At 43.1% G+C, this 19,954-nt stretch carries 14 protein-coding genes; 10 read left to right on the plus strand and 4 right to left on the minus strand.

The features are described from left to right. Positions 1–375: 375 nt before the first annotated feature. The 4 genes from OQX61_RS22835 (at position 376) to OQX61_RS22850 (ending at position 8,004) form a co-directional block, all read left to right on the plus strand. Positions 376–663 carry a hypothetical protein gene (locus tag OQX61_RS22835; protein ID WP_265844147.1) on the plus strand — a complete coding sequence of 96 codons (288 nt, stop codon included), beginning with the start codon at positions 376–378 and terminating at the stop codon, positions 661–663. Positions 664–852: 189 nt separating this feature from the next. Next, positions 853–3,027, plus strand: a complete 2,175-nt coding sequence (locus OQX61_RS22840; protein ID WP_265844149.1) for an alpha-galactosidase — start codon at positions 853–855, stop codon at positions 3,025–3,027. A gap of 118 nt (positions 3,028–3,145) precedes the next feature. Next, a complete protein-coding gene (locus OQX61_RS22845; protein WP_265844150.1) occupies positions 3,146–6,289 on the plus strand; it encodes a TonB-dependent receptor in 3,144 nt (1,047 codons plus the stop codon). 11 nt (positions 6,290–6,300) lie between these two features. Next, positions 6,301–8,004: a RagB/SusD family nutrient uptake outer membrane protein gene (locus tag OQX61_RS22850; RefSeq protein ID WP_265844151.1), complete on the plus strand. Its 1,704-nt coding sequence runs from the start codon at positions 6,301–6,303 to the stop codon at positions 8,002–8,004. Between the two features lie 77 nt (positions 8,005–8,081). Here the strand turns inward: OQX61_RS22850 and OQX61_RS22855 are convergent, their stop codons facing one another. After that, on the minus strand, positions 8,082–8,582 hold the full coding sequence (locus OQX61_RS22855; RefSeq protein ID WP_265844152.1) for a DinB family protein: 501 nt from the start codon (positions 8,580–8,582) through the stop codon (positions 8,082–8,084). A gap of 147 nt (positions 8,583–8,729) precedes the next feature. Beyond that, positions 8,730–9,410 carry a YdcF family protein gene (locus tag OQX61_RS22860; protein ID WP_265844153.1) on the minus strand — a complete coding sequence of 227 codons (681 nt, stop codon included), beginning with the start codon at positions 9,408–9,410 and terminating at the stop codon, positions 8,730–8,732. Between the two features lie 268 nt (positions 9,411–9,678). Between OQX61_RS22860 and OQX61_RS22865 the strand changes: the two genes are divergently transcribed. Together OQX61_RS22865 and OQX61_RS22870 are read left to right on the plus strand one after the other, a co-directional pair. Beyond that, complete coding sequence (locus OQX61_RS22865) at positions 9,679–12,210, plus strand: BamA/TamA family outer membrane protein (protein WP_265844154.1); 2,532 nt, start codon at positions 9,679–9,681, stop codon at positions 12,208–12,210. Between the two features lie 79 nt (positions 12,211–12,289). After that, on the plus strand, positions 12,290–12,481 hold the full coding sequence (locus OQX61_RS22870) for a cold-shock protein (protein ID WP_062549601.1): 192 nt from the start codon (positions 12,290–12,292) through the stop codon (positions 12,479–12,481). A 218-nt stretch (positions 12,482–12,699) separates the two neighbouring features. Here OQX61_RS22870 and OQX61_RS22875 read toward each other — a convergent pair whose 3' ends face one another. Further along, on the minus strand, positions 12,700–14,301 hold the full coding sequence (locus OQX61_RS22875; RefSeq protein ID WP_265844155.1) for a L,D-transpeptidase family protein: 1,602 nt from the start codon (positions 14,299–14,301) through the stop codon (positions 12,700–12,702). A 1-nt stretch (position 14,302) separates the two neighbouring features. Further along, positions 14,303–14,686: a hypothetical protein gene (locus tag OQX61_RS22880; protein WP_265844156.1), complete on the minus strand. Its 384-nt coding sequence runs from the start codon at positions 14,684–14,686 to the stop codon at positions 14,303–14,305. A gap of 172 nt (positions 14,687–14,858) precedes the next feature. Between OQX61_RS22880 and epsC the strand changes: the two genes are divergently transcribed. The 4 genes from epsC to OQX61_RS22900 all read left to right on the plus strand — a co-directional run bounded on the left by epsC (position 14,859) and on the right by OQX61_RS22900 (position 19,874). Beyond that, on the plus strand, positions 14,859–15,671 hold the full coding sequence (gene epsC, locus OQX61_RS22885; RefSeq protein ID WP_265844157.1) for a serine O-acetyltransferase EpsC: 813 nt from the start codon (positions 14,859–14,861) through the stop codon (positions 15,669–15,671). A gap of 5 nt (positions 15,672–15,676) precedes the next feature. Then, positions 15,677–16,549, plus strand: a complete 873-nt coding sequence (cysM, locus tag OQX61_RS22890) for a cysteine synthase CysM (protein ID WP_265844158.1) — start codon at positions 15,677–15,679, stop codon at positions 16,547–16,549. Positions 16,550–16,649: 100 nt separating this feature from the next. Further along, positions 16,650–17,507, plus strand: coding sequence for an endonuclease/exonuclease/phosphatase family protein (locus OQX61_RS22895; protein ID WP_265844159.1), 858 nt, complete (start codon positions 16,650–16,652; stop codon positions 17,505–17,507). 144 nt (positions 17,508–17,651) lie between these two features. After that, entirely contained in the window at positions 17,652–19,874 is a 2,223-nt protein-coding gene (locus OQX61_RS22900; protein ID WP_265844160.1) for a GH92 family glycosyl hydrolase, read from the plus strand. Positions 19,875–19,954 lie beyond the last annotated feature (80 nt).

The following is a 19,954-nucleotide window of genomic DNA, read 5'->3' on the forward strand; positions in this document are numbered from 1 at the left end:
CCTTTCCATCTTGTAAACGCAGATTTTATGATAATAGTTGATTTTTTTTATTCTGGCTCTTGTTTTTTTTAAGCTAACTACTTAGTTTTGAGTTGTGGAACGTTTTATTTCAGTAAGTTTCTTATTGATTGAGACTATCCAGCCGATCGCCAGGTCGGTTAACCTAAAACGAAATGACTTCCCGGTTTTTTGATTTTTATCCCATCGGATGATGTGGTAAAGAGAATGTATTGGGCTTATTGACTCGTAATAAGTTTATAATCAGGAAAATCAACGTTATGCGTAAAAAAAAATGTTTTATGAATGGACCGGATGCTCAAGGGAGCACGTCCACAAGTTTACTTAGAAATGATCTGTGTACTTTAAAACGCTGTTATGGACAAGTATAAGATTAACGAATGCATGGAAAAGCTGACTTATAATCAGCATAAACTGATCAAAAAATTGATGCCAAAAATCATTAATGCTTCTATCAACACCTTTCACAATTACAGGAAGCTCCAGGTTGGAGATGACAAGGATATCCCTTGCGAAACGGTCCGTATTTTAGAAAGATTGTTTGGATTGGAAACCGGTGGATTGGCCAATTATGAAGTCCGTGCAAAAAGCTGTAAAGAGCTGTTCGAAGAATATCATGTCGCGCTGCCTCAACTGACCGCTTAAAAGCCATGATTTAAGAATGCACCTGGAAGGGGGATCAAATCCTTCCAGGGTTTTTAAACTATTATTCCTTAAAAGCAGGCATTCCCTGTTTAGAACCCTTTTTTTGCTAAAATGACTGAATAGCTGGCTAACAGAAGTAGCTGTAAAATGTCAGAAATTGCTCAAATTGCTGTGGTAATTTCAGAGCAAATGAACATTAATTTATACAAAATCTGCGCTATCCTGCTGATTTGGGGAAATGCGGTAACTTTCAGTTATGCACAAAAAGCGCTGCAGTTGAAGGTGGAAACGAAAAATTCGTTACTGGTTTTTACCGTTGGCAATAATGGAAAGCTTTACCAGAGTTATCTGGGACAACCGCTGATCCATCCGGATGATCAGGCTTTATTGCAGGCTGCTAAACATGAAGCTTATATTGGTGCCGGAATGGGCGACCTGTTTGAACCTGCCATCAGGATGGTGCATGCGGATGGTAACCCTTCTTTAGATCTGATTTACGCAGGCCATCAAACGGATAAGTCCGATGGAACGGTTACGCTAACCTCCATTACCCTTAAAGATCCGAAGTATCCGGTAACCGTAATCCTACATTTTGCAGCCTATTACAAGGAGAATGTGATCAAAACCTGGACGGAAATCAAACACCAGGAAAAGAAAGCAGTGATGTTAAGTAATTATGCCTCATCGATGCTTCATTTTGAGGCGTCAAAATATTGGCTAAGTCAGTTTGACGGCGATTATATGACGGAAATGAGGATGAAAGAGACACAGTTGACCTCCGGGATTAAAATCCTGGACAGTAAGCTGGGCACCCGTGCGCACATGTACCGCGCTCCGGCTTTCTTTTTATCCTTAAACAAACCGGCAGAGGAAAATACCGGAGAACTTCTGGCCGGGACATTGGCCTGGTCAGGGAATTTTCAATGTTCCTTCGAAATTGATCAGCAAAACTCATTAAGAATGATCAATGGGATGAATCCTTATGCTTCCGAATATAAGCTGATGCCCGGGAAGACCTTTGAAACCCCTGCATTTATATTTACTTATACGAATCAGGGTAAAGGACAGGCCAGCAGAAACCTACACCGCTGGGCAAGGAAATACAATATTCCTGATGGGGATCAACCCCGTTTAACCCTGCTAAACAACTGGGAAGCCACACACATGGATTTTAATCAGGAGGTCCTGGTCGATTTATTTGATGGTGCAAAAAAACTGGGAGTAGATTTATTCCTGCTTGATGATGGTTGGTTTGGCAATAAATATCCACGCGATGCAGATAAAACTGCTTTGGGCGATTGGCAGGTAGATCAAAAGAAACTACCGGGTGGTATTGGTCATCTGGTCAAAGAAGCGGGTAACAGAGGTCTGAAATTTGGCATCTGGCTGGAACCTGAGATGGTTAGTCCGAAGAGTGAGCTGTATGAACAACACCCGGAATGGGTACTTAAACTGCCAAACCGGGAAGAGTCGCTTTCCAGAAATCAGTTGGTACTGGACCTGGTGAACCCGAAAGTGCAGGACTTTGTTTTCAACACGGTGAATGACCTGATTACTCAAAATCCAGGAATCGCCTTTGTGAAATGGGATTGCAACCGGATGCTGACCAATACTTTTTCTCCGTTTTTAAAAGCCGATCAGGGTAATCTGTTTATTGATTATACCAGGAGCTTGTATGCCGTGATGGAAAGACTAAGGAAAAAGCATCCTCACCTGCCCATCATGCTTTGTGCCGGTGGTGGTGGTCGCGTAGATTATGGCGGATTGAAGTACTTTACGGAGTTCTGGCCCAGTGACAATACCGATGGTTTAGAGCGTGTATTTATCCAATGGGGATACCTTAATTTCTTCCCCTCGCTGACAGTTTCAAGCCATGTAACTTCTATGGGCAAGCAATCTTTGAAGTTCCGTACTGATGTTGCCATGATGGGGAAAATGGGCTATGATATTCGGGTGAACAGCATGACTCCCGCTGAAATTCAGTTCAGCAAAGCAGCGGTGGAAAATTATAACCGCATCAGCAAGGTGATCTGGTTCGGTGATTTGTATCGTTTGGTTTCTCCTTACGAAGAAAACAGGGCCGTGTTAATGTATGTGGATGATGCCAAAGACAAAGCCGTATTGTTCAATTACCTGCTGAACTTCAGAAGAAAGGAATTTATGGGCAAGGTCTTGTTATCCGGACTGGATCCCGAAAAAAAATACCAATTGAAAGAAATCAACCTTTTGCCGGATAGCCCTTCTACACATCCCGACAATGGAAAGACTTTTAGCGGGGATTACCTGATGAAAGTAGGGTTAAACCTTGCTCCCGGGAAAATCAGTCCCCTAAGTAGCTCAGTTTTTGAGCTTAACGTGCAATAGTTTAATGAACTTCATGATAATTAGAATGATAATCTGGCCAAATCCGGATATAAAAATCTGAATATTTCTTTATCAATTAGGGATAATCAAATATAAACCAGACAAATATCTTTTAATTATGATGAATCGAATAATTCCACTTCATGGATGCCTCATGGCATTCCTGTTGTGTAGTAGCATGGGGGTACTGGCTTTACCAAATGCTGCTGCCGCTACCAGCGGCCGTTTAATCCAGGCCAGTTTTGTAGTCAAAGGGAAGGTGCGTGATGCTGTCGGCAACTTGCCGGGTATTATGGTTAAGCTGAAAGGAACAAACACCGCCACCAGTACGGACGACAATGGAAATTATGCGATCACCATTCCTGATGGCGGCGGGACCTTAATATTCAGCTCCATTGGCTATGCTACGCAGGAGGTTGCGGTAAACAACCGGCATCTAATCCATGTGACCTTGATTGCAGAAGATAAAACTTTAACTGAAGTGGTGGTGGTGGGCTATGGTAAGCAAAGGAAATCAGACATTACCGGTTCCATTGTTTCGATCAATGAAAAGGCGTTAAAAGATGTACCGGTGGCGAACCTTTCCCAGGCCTTGCAGGGAAAAGGAGCAGGTATTGATGTGCAAAAATCCGGCGGCAACAGTAAACCAGGATCTGCTCCGGTCATCAGGATCAGGGGCGTAAGGTCTATCAGTGCAGATAACGGGCCATTATTTGTCGTAGACGGGATTCCTTATAACGGTAATATTAATGATCTGAATCCTGATGACGTCGTTTCTGTTGAGGTGCTTAAAGATGCTTCTTCCACGGCGATTTATGGTTCCAGAGGTGCCAATGGCGTTATTCTGGTGAGTACTAAAAGAGGTAAATCCGGTGAGCCGGTGGTCACCTATAGCGGTTATGCCGGCTTTACGAAACATCTGGGGCAGATCAATGTAATGGACGGACCGCAGTTTGCAGAATTGAAAAAATGGGCGGTAGTGAATGGGAATTTTGTAGGGGGTAAACCTAAATATTCAGGCATCAATGATCCGACATTACTAACGGATGGTATTTTTTCTGCGGAAGAACTGGAAGGGATTAAAACAGGCAGAAGTACCAACTGGCAGGATTTGATCTATAAAACAGGGCTCAACACAGATCATCAGGTAGGTGTTTCCGGAGGTTCGGAGAAAACACAATATGCGGTATCCACGGGGTACCATAATGAAACGGGTATTTATCCCGGACAATCTTTTGAGCGCTTTACGATGAAAGCGAGTTTCGATCAGCAGCTCGGGAAAGCGGTAAAAGTAGGACTGAGCACTTTAAATAACTATTCTGATACACAGGGTGAGGGTGCAAATCCAATGGGCCAGGTGTTAAGGGCAAGTCCTTTATCCAGTCCTTATACTGCGGATGGGGATCTGGTAGGCTTCGTTCCCGGAAGTGCAAATCAGGTATGGAATCCCCTGGGAGATTTTGTGAAGGGTGCAAAAGTTGAAGACAGGAAGCGGTTCGGGACCTTTACCACTTTATATACGGATGTAAAAATCTCTGAATCCTTAAAGTATAAATTCAATGCAGGTGCAGAGATCAAGTCGGATAATTATGGGAATTTTTACGCCAGCAGGACTTCGAACAACCTGGGTGGATTGTCTACTTCCAGCAACCGAAGCAGCTTTAGAAGCAATTATACCCTGGAAAATATCCTGACTTATGATAAAGTGATTGCTGAAAAACACCGGATCAATTTTACCGGATTGTTTAGCTTTCAGGAGTCTTATGCGCAGTCCAACAGGTTTAATAACAATGATATTGCCGCTGAACTGCAATATTTCAATCCCGCTTTCGGTTCCAACCTGACCGGTTCCGGTGAGTATGAAAAATGGGCCATTGTATCTTATATGGGGCGTTTAAATTACGCCTTTAAGAATAAATACCTGATGACCCTGACGATGCGTTCTGATGGCTCATCACGCCTGGCACCAGGCAGTAAATACCAGGTTTTTCCTTCTGCGGCACTCGCCTGGAATGTGATGGAAGAATCCTTCATGCAAAATGTGAAGGCGATCAACAATTTGAAATTAAGAGGGAGTTACGGGATGGTAGGAAACACCTCCATCGATGCTTATCAGACTTTAGGCAGTCTGGGCGCTTCCGTGTATAATTTTGGAGATCAAACCACTACCGGCGTATTTCTGGCGAATGTGGTGAATAAAAATCTAAAGTGGGAATCCACGACCACAGCAAATATAGGTGTAGACTTTGCCTTGTTTGACAACCGGTTATCGGGAACTGTTGAGGCTTATAAATCCTGGACTAAAGACCTGTTGTTGCCACAAAATTTACCGGCTACTTCGGGTATCCCGAATTCCATTCTTAGAAATGTCGGAAAAACAGAGAATAAAGGCCTGGAATTCCAGATCAGCACGGTGAATTTTAAAGGTGATGGAAAAAAGGAATTCTCCTGGAGTACTGATTTAAATGTCTTTATCAATAGAGGAAAGATTACGGCTTTACAGGATGGGGTGATCAATGACATCGCCAACAGCAGGTTTGTAGGAGAAGCTATTGGAACGATCTATGATTACCGCAGATTGGGAATCTGGCAGAATACGCCGGCCGATTCTGCATTGGCTAAGAGCCTTGGTTTATCCTTATCCGGAACAGGTTCAGTCATTGGAAATATCAAAGTAGACAATGCAAATCAGACACCTACCGCTGCAGGTGATCAAAGGATCAATGCAGACGATCGTGTCTTTATCGGTTCGAGCCAGCCGAAATGGTCCGGTGGGATTACCAATCGCTTTGCTTACAAAAACCTGGACTTTACCGTTGTGGCTTTTGGTCGCTTTGGAAGTACGATCGTAAGCAGGGTTCACAACAGCGGTTTTGCCAATACTTTTCAGGGGAATTACAACAACCTGAATGTCCATTACTGGACACCGGAAAATGGGGAGAACTACTGGCCTAAACCCAATGCTGCTGCGGGGAATACACCAAACAATTCTACACTGGGATACTTTGACGGTACGTTTGTGAAGATCCGGAGCTTGTCGCTCGGTTATTTATTACCAACGCCATTGCTTGCTAAGATCGGTGCAAAATCACTCCGTGTATTTGCGACTGCCAATGATGCTTTTATCCTGTTCTCCAAATACAGAAATAAATACAGCGGCATAGATCCGGAAGCGATTGGCGGCGACAACAATCGCGGAGATGTGAATGTAGATACTCCGGCTACCTACTCCATTATTTTTGGACTAAATCTGACCCTTTAATTTTAAAGACCATGAAAAAGATCACTATTTTTCTGCTGGGCTGTCTGCTTGTTGCAGGAGTTCCCGGATGTAAAAAAGCACTGACCGAAGAACCGCATTCTATTTTAACTCCCGAATTTTTCAGGACCACGCAAGGCTTTAAAAAAGGTCTCGACGCCGCTTATGCAGGCACAAGGATGTTATGGGGAACTCAAAACCTGTTCACGATGACGGTTGTCGGAACGGATGAGTTTTTTACCGGTAAGGATGGAAATAATGACATCAATAAATACAACAGCAATTACAATACTTCTAACGGGACGGTAGCTGCCATCTGGAAAGAGTGTTATACCAATATCAATACCTGCAACGGGATCATTGAAAATGCGCCTGTGGTGACAGGTATTGACGAGCTGACCAAAGGCCGGATGGTTGCTGAGGCGAAATTCCTGCGGGCTAATTTATACTTCCTGTTGCTGCAATTCTGGGGAGATGTGACCTTGAATAAGTCATTTCAGACGGAGGCTATCACCTCGGCTACGAGATCGCCCCTGGCGGAAGTTTATGATTTTATCATCGCAGACCTGAATGAGGCTATCGCGACACCAGGTTTGTATGCAGGTCCGAAGACCGCAGGTGTACGCCCCGGACAAGCCAATAAAGCAGCCAGTCAGCATGTGCTGGCAAAAGTGTATCTGGCAAGAGCAGGTTCTGCCGCTAAGAAATCAACGGATTATACCAATGCTTATACCACCGCAATGGAGGTGATTAATACTAGTGGACTTTCTTTACTTCCGGATTTTGCCCAGGTGTATGCCGAAGGAAATGAAGGCAGTAACGAGGTGTTATGGACGGTTCAGCATACGCCTAATCTGGCCTATAACGGGCCTAATAACAGTGGTGGGGCTGATAATGTGTTGAACCATATGTGGGTTCCTCAGTATGAGTTGCAGCCGGGCATGCAGCGCGATGTGTTTTATGGCAGACCTTATATCCGTTGCGTACCTACGCCATGGTTAACGGGAACGGCCTTTGCAGAGCGGGTAAATGATACGCGTTATCAGAAAACCTTCCAGACCGTTTGGTATAGTAACAATGCCGCCTCTATTCCGCTGTGGACCGCACCGCTTCCTCCGGGAGCGCCGGCAAATGCAGTGGTTGGTCAGCCTAAATATAAAGTTGGAGATACCGCGATTTATATGCCGGGGGTAGAGGTCAGCAACGCAAAGATTGCAGCTTCAAGATACCTGCTGATTCCGCCCCGTAATTATACGATCAGCTTATCACCCTATATGCAGAAATACAATGACACCAAACGTGCGGATTTGAATTACCCTTCGATCCGTCCGGTGATCGTGTATCGTTTGGCAGAAACTTATCTGATTGCCGCGGAAGCCGCATTTATGGGTGGTTCTAGTCCTGCTGATGCGTTGAAGAACCTGAATGTAGTCCGCAGGAGAGCAGCTTTTCCAAATGCAAATACGCAGTCAATGGAGGTAAACAGCATTCCTGGTCTTGATTTTATTCTGGATGAACGTTCCAGAGAATTGTGTGGCGAACAGCTGCGATGGCTGGATCTGGTGCGGACTAATAAACTGGAATCAAGGTTGAAGTTGTACAATGAGGAGGCTAAAGGAAACGTTAAACCTTTCCATAATTTGCGCCCTATCCCTCAATCGCAGATTGACGCCACGACTACCGGGCCGCGGTATCCTCAAAACCCGGGTTGGTTCTAGTTTACAATTGCTTTATAAAACCAGCAGCTTTTACCGTTTTGGGTAAAAGCTGCTGGTTTCTTTATGTTTTTGAAGGATTAATCTAAGGCCGGCATTCCCATGCTTTCCCATTCTTCTTTAGAAGGGCCGTAAATTCCAGGCACTGTTAAGCCAAGCATTCTCATGATGACCGTCATCTGGCTTCTATGGTGGCTTTCATGTGCGATTAAAATAGAAAGCACTTTACCTTTTTTCCATTGGTAACCGTACATATTCACCAGGTCGTCCAGATTTGAATCTGTCCATTTTAACCTGACGGTACGCATCAATAAGGTGTTGTAATCGACATAAGTTTCGATCAGTTCCGGCAGTGTAGCAGGGATCGGAAGCTCGTGTAAAAGATCAGTTTCAAACAGGCCCGCATTTTTACCCATCTCCGTAAGGGTCTGGGTGATGTGCCATGCCAGGCGTTCCAGGGAACGTACATTTTCGTGAATTTTTACTGATTTGGTTTCCTCGCTGAGGTTGGAAAATAGTTTGACGGTATTTGACTCTTCTTCTTTACGCGCTGTCAGGAAATCTTCAATACTACGGTACATAATTCTCGGTTTTTTGTCTTGCGAAGGTGCGAAGATTTCCTCGGTTGCTCAAATAAGAATTCAATTCTTCTCATAATGTTGAAATTATTTTCAATGAATTGCGATGGACAGGAACCGTAATCCGGATCATTTGTGCTGGATTTTACCCTATTTATTTAAGAGCAATCGTTCCACCTGATCCAGATGAGCTTGTATGGTTGCAAGGGGGAAATCACCTCTGTTGCCATAGGTGATGAGCCTGAGGTATTCTCCGAGAATCAGGCTTTGTCCGTATTTCGTTTTAGACCAGTTCCCGCTGTTTACCGGATAGTCTTTGTGATCTGAGGGTAGTGGTAATGGAATGCAATAAATCTTTGTGTTTGGGAAAAAACTTTTTAAAGATAAGGCGGCTCTTTTACTGGCATAAGCATGGCAAATGAAAGTGATGGTTTTTATATTTTCAATATCAATTAGTTTTTCCGCTTCCTGAATGTTTTCGAACATATCCTTAGAGCTGGTCTCCAATATGATGTTGCGTTGCTTATGTTTTTCCGGCAGATGTCCATAAATGGCTTCAGATTCCGGTCTGTTTTGATGATAGGAGTTTCCGAAATTTGCAATACCGCCGGTAATTATAACCTGGTCCACAAGGTTCCTGTCGATCAGCTTAGCGATGAGCGCTGCAATTTCTTTATGTTTTACATTCGATCCAAAAACAAATAACAGGTCTGAAGATGTTAATTCTTCCTCCTGAAAACATAAGTCTGTCAGTACATTAACGAGCCCCTGATCCATCGTTGGGCAGGAAGGGTAGGGTAGAAGATCTGTTTGTGGTTGTTTTTGTTCCATGTGCCTATGCTTCCGAAAACAATTCAATCGGTAATTTGGTTTTGTATTATATTCAATATCGGTAACTTCAATGAACAGCGCTTTATTTTTTTTGTTCATTATTATTTATTTCTTATCACAGGTCAAGAGCCGACTGGTATTTTAAGGGATATCTTTATTTGTCTTAATTAGGTTAACAAAAGGGAGGAAATAAATATGATGAAATGGATGATAGCGATTTGGATTTCAAGACATTTTAAAAAAGTATAGTAGTATATAAAGCGGTTGTATGGTAAAACATTTACTTTTTTCTGCGCTGATGTTTGCAGGTCTTTGCAGCAATGCACAGGATTCTATTTCCATCAGTATTTATCCTAAATATGATCAGGTAGGGAAGTTTCACCGCTTTCTCTTTGGAGAGAATTACCGGAAGGAATATGCAGCCCTCACTAAGGTACCGGTGATCCGTTTGTCTCAGATCAAAGGCGGGCTGACCCCGATTAAAAGAGGCGGGGGAAATCAAACCCATTCCCTGAGGATGGAAGACAAACAAGGAAAGGAATGGGTCCTGCGCTCCGTAGAAAAATACCCGGAAGTACTGCTGCCTTTAGAGTTACAGGCCACTTTTGCGAAGGATATTGTGAAAGACAACATGTCTGCACAACATCCTTTTTCTGCATTGGTGGTGCCGGTTTTCGCAAATGCCGCAGGGATTCCACATAGCAGTCCGATGATTGGCTGGGTGCTTCCTGATGAAGCTCTCGGAGAGTTTGCCCCGGTTTTCGAAAATAGTCTTTGTCTGCTGGAAGAAAGAGAACCTGAAGGGGATACCGACAACACGGAGAAAATGTTGCGAAAGCTAAATGATAACCATGACAATGCTGTAGATGCGCCCTTGCTGCTCAAAGCGAAAGCTTTAGATTATTTGCTGGGAGATTGGGACCGGCATGAAGACCAATGGCGCTGGATTCCAGAAAAGACCGCCCAGGGGATTCGTTATGTGGTGGTCCCGCGCGACCGTGATATGGTTTATTACCTTTCAGAGGGCTTGATTCCAAGATTTGCTCAGGTTTCCTGGCTGCTACCCATGATTCAGGGTTACGAACGGAATGTTCAAAATATCAACTGGTTTTTCTGGGAAGGAAGGAGCATGTATGGCCGGATACTCGGAACAATGGGGGAAGAAGAATGGAACCGTATCGTTCAGGAATTTGCACTGTCCATGACAGATGAGGTTTTTGAGCATGCGCTAAAGCGTTTGCCGGAACCGGGTTATTCCTTGCGTCATGATCAGTTAATGGCCCAGCTGAAAGTAAGAAGATCGGCCTTGCCGGAAATCATGAAAGGCTATTACCGTTTTATGAACCGGATTGTTGATGTTCAGGGTAGCAATAAGAACGAATTGCTGGAGATCAGCGATCACGGTACTTCTGGCTTAACCGTAAACTTAAAAAAGCTGGATAAGAATGGCCAGGCCGGGGAACAGATTTTTAACCGCAATTACGATCCTTCGGTAACTAAGGAGATCCGGTTGTATGTTAGAGACGGTACTGACCGGGTTGTACTCAATAATAAGAACGCCAATATCCGCCTTCGCATCGTCAACGGGGAAGGAGATAAACATTATAAGGTGCTGGAAGCCAAACGTAGGGTTCCTTTGTATGGAATGGAAAAGGGGATTACTTATTCGGGAGCGGATTCCCGGTTAATCAAACATCTGGATAACGACACCAATAATACCCATTATGTGCCCACAGATTTGTATTCCCGGAATATGACTTTGCTCAATGCCGGTTTTAATGATGATGACGGCCTTTCTATGGGCTTATCCTATAAAATAATGAGCCCTGGTTTTCGGAAACTGCCATTCGGAAATATACATTCCTTCTCCTTCCTGCATTCTTTTAAGACCAATGCCTTTAGTTTTAACTATTCGAGCGAATGGTTCCAGGCTTTAGGGAAAGCAGATATCGTATTACAGGCGACTGCTTTTGCGCCTGAGAATTCGCAGAATTTCTTCGGTCTGGGGAATGAAACCCCCTATCATAAAATCGGCGACTATATAGTATACTATAGGGCAAGGTTTAGTTTATATGATTTTGATCCTGCTTTAAGGTGGCGCAGCGACAAGAATACCTGGAGCATCGGGCCTACTTTTCAGTATTATCGTTTTAACAGGGAAGACAATGACGACCGGTTCATTGCTAACAGCGATTTGCTGCATTCGCCGGATAGCGCAACGGTTAGTCAGGATAAATGGTACGCAGGTTTTAAGGTTGGTTTTACCCGCAATACCAGGAATAATGAGGTGTTACCTTCCTCCGGAAGTTACCTGGATGCGAAGCTGCGGTTTTACGGAGGCTTAAATCAGGCTGCGGAATCGTCAGTTCAGCTGTTGGCCAGCTATACTTTTTACCAAAGGATAGGAAATTCTAAGCGTTTTGTGCTGGCAAATAGAACCGGCGGAGGCCTGACTTTTGGAAATCAGGCTTTTTATCAGTCTAATTATATCGGCGGACAAGGAAATTTATTAGGTTTCCGTTCTTTTCGCTTTGGCGGGCAGCATAGCTTGTATAATAATCTGGAACTTCGCACAAAACTCGCCAATGTTGGCGGCTACATTTTACCGGGACAATTCGGAATAACGGCCTTCTTTGATACGGGAAGGGTGTGGACGAAGGATGATCAGTCCGATGTATGGCATTATAGCTATGGAGGCGGATTGTATTATGCACCAGCCATTTTAACGGTAATACAGGCGCAATTGGCCCACTCCAAAGAGGGGTATTACCCTTATATCACCATGAAATTCAGGTATTAATAAAATTATATTTGATGAAATGACTGTATTGCAATTATTTATACTTACATTTGTCCTATTAATTATAATAAAAAATACAATGCAAGAAGGAGTAGTAAAATTTTTTAATGAAACTAAAGGTTTCGGATTCATCGTTCCAAACTCGGGCGAAAGTGAAATCTTTGTTCATTCAACTGGCTTATTAGCCGACATCCGTGAGAACGATAAAGTTTCTTATGATGTTGAAGAAGGTCGTAAAGGTCTTAATGCAGTAAATGTTAAGGTGATTTAAATTTCCTCAATATAAATTGTGAAAACTGCCCCTCAAGGGCAGTTTTTTTTTGTGCCCTGTTTTTTTGAATTCGGTTGCGGGGTAATGTGCAGTTAATGGTTTCCTGATTCTTTTAGGAAGCAATGGGGCTGGCTATTAAGTTAGGTCCTGGTTTCAGCAAGGGCTGTTAGAAAACTACAATCTTCCTGATCCGGTGATTTTCTTCGCTGTCGGATACCTTACTTAGCAGCAAGGAACAACTGTTCCGCCATTTTCTGATCATGGCCATAGATGTCATCTCTGAAATTCAAACGACCATCCAGATCCACCCAGGCGGTGAAATAAGTAATGAAGACAGGAACAGGTTTCTTTAAGGCAACCCAGATCTCTCTACTGCTCTTCATAGCTTTTGCAATCCTTTCCGGTGTCCATTTTGGCTGATCAGCCAATAGATAATCTGCTAATTTAACCGGTTGTGCCAGTCGGATGCAACCATGACTAAAAGCGCGTTTCTCTTCTTCGAACAATGATTTTGCTGGAGTATCATGGAAATAAATGTCGTAGCTGTTGGGGAAAAGGAACTTTACCCGACCCAGGGAATTGTTATCACCTGGCATCTGACGAACCACCGGAAGGCCATCTCTGGTTCCGGTTTGCTCCATATTTTTGCTCGCCAGGTAATTGGGGTTGCGGTTCATCTCCGGAAGGATTTCTTTACGCACAATGCTTGCAGGGATGTTCCAGTAAGGACTAAACACGATGTTTCTTAGTTTATCACTGAAAATAACGGTTTTATTAGCGGCCTTACCCACCACAATACCCATGCTCAATACCTGCTCATGATCTTCAAAAACATGGAGCTGGTATTCCGGAATGTTGACCAGCAGCATTTTTCCCGGAGGCATAACCGGCATCCAGCGCATGCGCTCCATATTAATCAGCAATTGTTCAATGCGTTGCTGAATCGGAACATTGAGTTCTTTTAGTAAAGCCGCATCAATAGTTCCGGTACTCCGGAGTCCGTAAAGAGGTTGTGTGTTTTTGACCGCTGTCTTCAGTTGCTGGTCGAATTCCGGTAGACTATCCTTTATCGAGGTGTCTCCGAGTGCCCGTAAACGTTGCTTGACCAGGCTTACCGTTAGCCCGCTATCGCCCAACTGATATTTTTTCTTTATACCGATTGGAATTGTGCTCCAATTCCCTTCTTTCTGAAGCGTATAATAATGTTGAAGTTCTTTTTTTAGCTGTTTGTATTGCTGATTTACCGGCTCCCATTCGTCCGGTTTAAGGTTCTTGTTGGCCATTAAGGAATCCAGCAAGACCACCGCACTCAGTTTTTTTCTCGGAATATGCCACTGAATCACCTCCGGGTTGATTTTCCCTTCATAGGCAGTAGCTACATAGTTAAAGAAATGACTGGTCAATTGTAATTCCAGATGGGCAAGACTGCTATCTGCCTTTTTGAAGGTCGTATCTTCCTTCATCAACAGCTCCATCTTTTTTTCCAGATTCACATTGACCAGCGAGCTGTCGCGGAAATTGTCCACGTAATCCTTGTTCAACTGATAAAATACGCGGGCCTGTTCTGTCAGTCCTTTTTCACCCAACCAGGCAAACTGAAAATTCCGGCTATTGTAAAAGTTCCTTAAGTACTGGGCAGCACTATCACTGAGCTTTTGTACTTCAATATAATGCTCCATTTGCAGGCTGTCTACTGCCAGCCTGGTGACGGAGTTTCGCGGTGTAATACTAATGTCTCTTTCTATCTTAACTACTTTATTCCTGTTGCAAGCTATAAAAACAACAGGAAGAAGGAGGAATATCAAGAACCATTTTCTCATACTACAGTAGTTTTTCTAATTGCTTTTCTGTTTGTTTATCGAGTGTCAGCAAAAACTCTTCAATCCTGATTTTCAATAATCGGGTCATGGTAGAGTTTGGCATTCTTGTGAGCACCATTTTTGCTTTATCACTGCTGTTTAATAAAGTCCCTTCTTCCTCATTAAAGGAGAAAGTTCCCTGTTTGAAAACACGTTCCTGCGCTAAAGGTTCGTCTTTCATGGAAATAAATTGCAATGGATAAATTCTATGGGTCTTTTTTTCGTATAAAATCCAGAAAAACACTTTGGATGGGTCACTTTCTGAATCAAAATTGCGTCGTTTAATCTCGACTAGAGAATTGAAAGGGGTATTGAAGAAATATAGTATTTCAAATGCTTCGGACATATTTCAGGGAAATAGCTTAATGTAAATAGTTTCTACGCGAATATAGCTTTAAATATTGTTAACCCTTAAGTCATATATGCATGTTCTGCCTTAAAATCAGTTATCTCCTCTTTTTATTTGTAATAATTTTCATTCCTTTACGAATTCAAACAAAACAGTAATAAAATCTAAGATGAGCGAAGAATTTTATCTTCATATTTTCAATAAACAAAATCATGTAGAAGCCGTGCCTTCGAATGAGATCATTGCCAAATGGGCGACCAATCTAATGAATATGGTGTATCCGGAGCGTTCTACATTTCCGAAATATACCCTGCAGGAAATTCAGCACCAGTTTGCTGCCCTGGAATTAGAGCTGACTGCCCTGTTAAATGCCACAAAAGCCTGTCATAACTGTAATAATGAGCTGATTTCTAAAAGCTTTTTTAAAGGACTGCCAGAGTTATACCGAAAGATGAATACCGATATTTCGGCTATTTTAACCGGCGACCCTGCGGCGAAAAGTGAGTTTGAGATTATTCGCAGCTATCCTGGTTTTATGGCGATTTCTATGTATCGCATTGCACATGCCTTATTGATTTCGGATGTGCCTTTGATTCCAAGAATTCTGACAGAATACGCCCATTCGCAAACAGGAATTGACATCCATCCGGCTGCTAAAATCGGAGAATACTTATATATTGACCACGGAACTGGTATCGTAATCGGTGAAACCACTGTGATTGGCAACCATGTGAAGTTATACCAGGGTGTTACTCTGGGTGCATTGAGTGTAGAAAAGTATATGGCCAACATTAAGCGTCACCCGACAATTGAAGATCATGTGATCATTTATTCCGGGGCAACGATTTTAGGTGGAGAAACCGTGATCGGCGAAAACTCCATCATCGGCGGGAACGTCTGGCTAACCAAATCGGTGCCTTCACATTCTACCGTTTACCACCAATCGTCCATTAAAGTTATTGATACCAAACAAAAAGACTAAATATCATGGGAAATATCATAGAATTTGTAGGAAATACGCCCTTAGTAGAGATTCAGAAATTACATTCCAATCCGAATGTGAAGATTTTCGCAAAGTTAGAGGGTAATAATCCTGGCGGAAGCGTAAAAGACAGGGCAGCCCTGAATATGATTCGCTCTGCAATAGAACGCGGAGACATCAAAAAAGGAACAAAACTGATCGAAGCAACCAGCGGTAATACCGGAATCGCATTGGCCATGATCGCCAGCATTTATGAGATAGAAATTGAATTGGTGATGCCGCTTAATTCTACCAGAGAGCGTACGTTGACCATGGAGGCTTATGGGGCAAAGGTAACTTTGCTGGAGTCTATAGAGACTTGCAGGGATTATGCGGAAGAAAAAGGGGCACAGGATGGGTATTTCCTGTTGAACCAGTTTGCCAATCCAGACAATTATCTGGCGCATTATAAAACTACAGGTCCGGAAATATGGAGAGATACCAACCAGCAGATCACGCATTTTGTGAGCTCAATGGGGACTACAGGGAGTATCATGGGGAATTCTATGTTCTTAAAAGAGCAGAACCCGGAGATACAAATTGTGGGTTGTCAGCCAACAGAAGAGTCTTCTATCCCGGGGATCAGAAGATGGCCTGCAGCGTATTTGCCAGCTATATTTGACGCTTCCAGAGTAGATCGCGTGATGGATGTTTCTCAGGATGAAGCGACAGAAATGACCAGAAAACTGGCTAAAGTAGAAGGGATCTTTGCCGGAATGAGTAGCGGTGGTGCCCTGGCCTGTTCCCTAAGACTGGCAGAAGAACTGAGCTCCGGAGTGATCGTGTTTATTGCCTGCGACAGAGGCGACCGGTATTTAAGTTCTCCGCTTTTTGGATAGTTATATCCAATAGGAAAGCGGGTAGTTTATCCACGGAAACCAGATTTTTTACAAAAGGAAGAGGTTCATTCTCTAAATATTCTCTTATTTTAGGCGGGATATGAAGCGAATTACCCTTTTCCTTTTTTTTATACTGGCTACCCAGCTATTACAGGCGCAAACTGCGCTAAAAATCATTTCTTATAACGTTTACAATTATTTCGAAGCTGAGGCAGAGCGCAAAGCGAGATTTGTGGAATGGGCAGAATCGCAGCAAGCCGATGTAATTGCTTATCAGGAGCTGGTAAATATCACTGCTGCGGAATTACAGGCATTGGGCGAATCTATTGACCATCCTTATACCGCCCTGGCTAAAGAAAAAGGATATGCGGTAGGTATTTCTTCGAAATATCCGATTACTGATATAAAAAGAGTAATTGAAGGCATGCATCATGGCTTTATGGCCGCAAAAATCAAAGACTTTAATTTCGTAGTGGTTCATTTATCGCCTTTCAGTCATGAGAAAAGAAGGGCAGAAGTGGCCACAATTACCGATAGCCTGGAACAATGGTCTATTTCTAAAAAGGTCCTGATCCTGGGAGATATGAATAGTCTTGCGGCAACGGATAGCACGACTTATAACCGACATGATCGTTTAACGCCGATGCTGAGCAGCGACAGTACGAGTAATCTGACTAATGCCAGCAATGGACAACTGGATTATGAAGTCCCTGCTTACCTGATTCAGAGAGGTTTTTTAGACACCTGGTCTATGAAAGTTAAAGGTTTCAATTTTAGTTATCCTACCCTGGTTTTTGGTCCGGTTCCGGATGCTTCAAAAGAAAGAATCGATTATATCTTTGTTTCTCCCGACTTGCAGAAAAGCGCAACGAAGCCAATTATTGTAAAAGATGCGGTGACGGATCAGCTGTCTGATCATTATCCTTTGAGTATTTTACTTAAGGTTCCTGAGCACTAAACTCCGGGCCTTGTTTTATTGCTAAATAGATATAGCTTTGCGTTATAGCAGGGTTTATTTTGTCGATCTGGCCTCAGATAGGTTTGCCGGATCACAAATATTTGTAACTTCGGGACTATATCACTTACTATATACTAAGAAATAATGAAGCGTAAATACCTTTTGTTTCTGGGCATCCTGCTTTCTGTAGGGCAGGTTTTTGCTCAAAACGGACTTACCAAATACGTAGATCCACATATTGGCTCTGCGGCACATGGCCACGTGTTTGTTGGCGCTAACGTCCCTTTCGGGGCAGTTCAGTTGGGACCGACCAATGTTTTTGGCGGTTGGGACTGGTGTAGCGGTTACAATTATGCCAGCAATACCATTATTGGATTCTCTCATACGCATTTGAGTGGAACCGGAATCGGGGACCTGAATGATATTCTGGTGATGCCGGCAACAGGACCATCACAACAAAACTATGTCTCTACTTTCTCTCATGACCATGAGGTTTCGAAAGCAGGATATTACAGCGTAATGCTGGATAAATACAAGATTAAAGCAGAATTGACCAGCTCTGAAAGAGTAGGTTTTCACCAATATACCTTCGACAAGGTTCAGGATCAACCGCATGTCATGTTAGACCTTAAAGCGGGTTTAGGATGGGATACTCCGGTAGAAACTTATGTGAAACAGTTAGATGCAACCACCCTGGTAGGTTACCGTCTTTCTAAAGGATGGGCCAATGACCAGCGCTTGTACTTTGCTGTAAAAATCTCTCAGCCACTGACCAGTTTAGCGCTGTCTGACAGCAGCAGCATGATGAAAAATGATAAAGAATTGAAAGGTAAAGGCGTAAAAGCGGTTTTACATTTCGATGCGATCAATCAGGCGGTCTTAAAGCTTAAAGTCGGACTTTCTCCGGTGAGTTATGAAAATGCCTTAGCGAATATCGCTGCCGAAATTCCAGGTTGGGATTTCAATCAGGTGCATAAACAAGCCGATAATAAATGGGAAAAGGAATTGTCGAAAGTGAAAATCACTGCCGATGAAGAGACCAAAAAGACCTTTTATACGGCTTTGTATCATACCATGATCGCACCATCAGTATTTGATGATGTGAATGGTGATTATAGAGGTACTGACAAAAAGGTTTACCATAAGCCTGGATTTACCAACTATACTACTTTTTCTTTGTGGGATACTTACCGTGCTTACCATCCTTTATTCACCATTTTACACCAGGATAAGGTGTCGGATGTGATCAACTCTTTCTTAGCGATTTATCAGCAACAGGGTAAACTTCCGGTATGGCACCTGATGGGAAATGAAACAAATACGATGATTGGTTACCACGCGGTTCCGATTATTGTGGATGCTTACCTGAAAGGTTTCAAAGGCTTTGATGTGGATCTGGCTTATGAAGCAATTAAACATTCTGCGATGCAGAAAGTAGAAGGTATTGATTATGCGGCTAAGCTGGAATACATTCCTTCTGAGCGTGTCATTGAGTCCGTTGCCAAAGGCCTGGAATATGCCATCGACGATTGGAGCATCGCCCAAATGGCGAAAAAAATGGGCAAAGAAGCGGATTATAAATACTTCTCTAAGCGTGCGAAATTGTACAGCAAGTATTTTGACACCAATACCAACTTTATGCGTGGTAAACTGGAAAACGGTCAATGGCGTACACCTTTTAACCCGGTTTCTTCGAAACACCGTGAAGATGATTATACCGAAGGAAATGCCTGGCAATATACCTGGTTAGTCCCACAGGATCCTGAAGGATTGATCGCTTTATTTGGTGGCGAGCGCCCTTTTACCAAAAAACTAGATACTTTGTTTAGCATGAGTTCTGAAATGGGAGAAGGCGGTTCACCGGATATCACAGGATTGATCGGGCAATATGCGCAAGGAAATGAGCCTAACCACCATATTCCTTATTTATACGCATTTGCAGGTCAGCCATGGAAAACAGCAGATCTGGTACGCAAGATTACCGATTCCTTATATACCAATAAGCCGGATGGGCTTTGTGGCAATGAGGATTTAGGACAGATGTCTGCCTGGTATGTGTTCTCTGCAATGGGCTTTTACCCGGTTAACCCGGCTAACGGAACGTATGTATTTGGTTCTCCTTTAGTAAATGAGGCCGTAATTGCCTTGCCAGGGAATAAGAAGTTTCAATTGAAAGCGATCAATAACAGCAAAACGAATAAGTATATCCAAAAAGCGATGTTGAATGGTAAGCCTTACAAAAAATCTTACCTGTCGCACAAGGATCTGGTTGCTGGAGCAACGCTGACTTTATACATGGGCAGCAAACCTTCCAAGACCTGGGGAGTGAATCCTGCAGACCGTCCGAAATCGGTTACGCTGAAATAAAAGGAATTGATGTATTAATGAATCAGGCCTGAAGATGAGTTAATCGGCATGATTTAAAAGTTTGTTCCTACAAGGGATAC

Origin of the sequence: Pedobacter sp. PLR, assembly GCF_026239675.1 — a bacterium.
Lineage (GTDB): Bacteria > Bacteroidota > Bacteroidia > Sphingobacteriales > Sphingobacteriaceae > Pedobacter.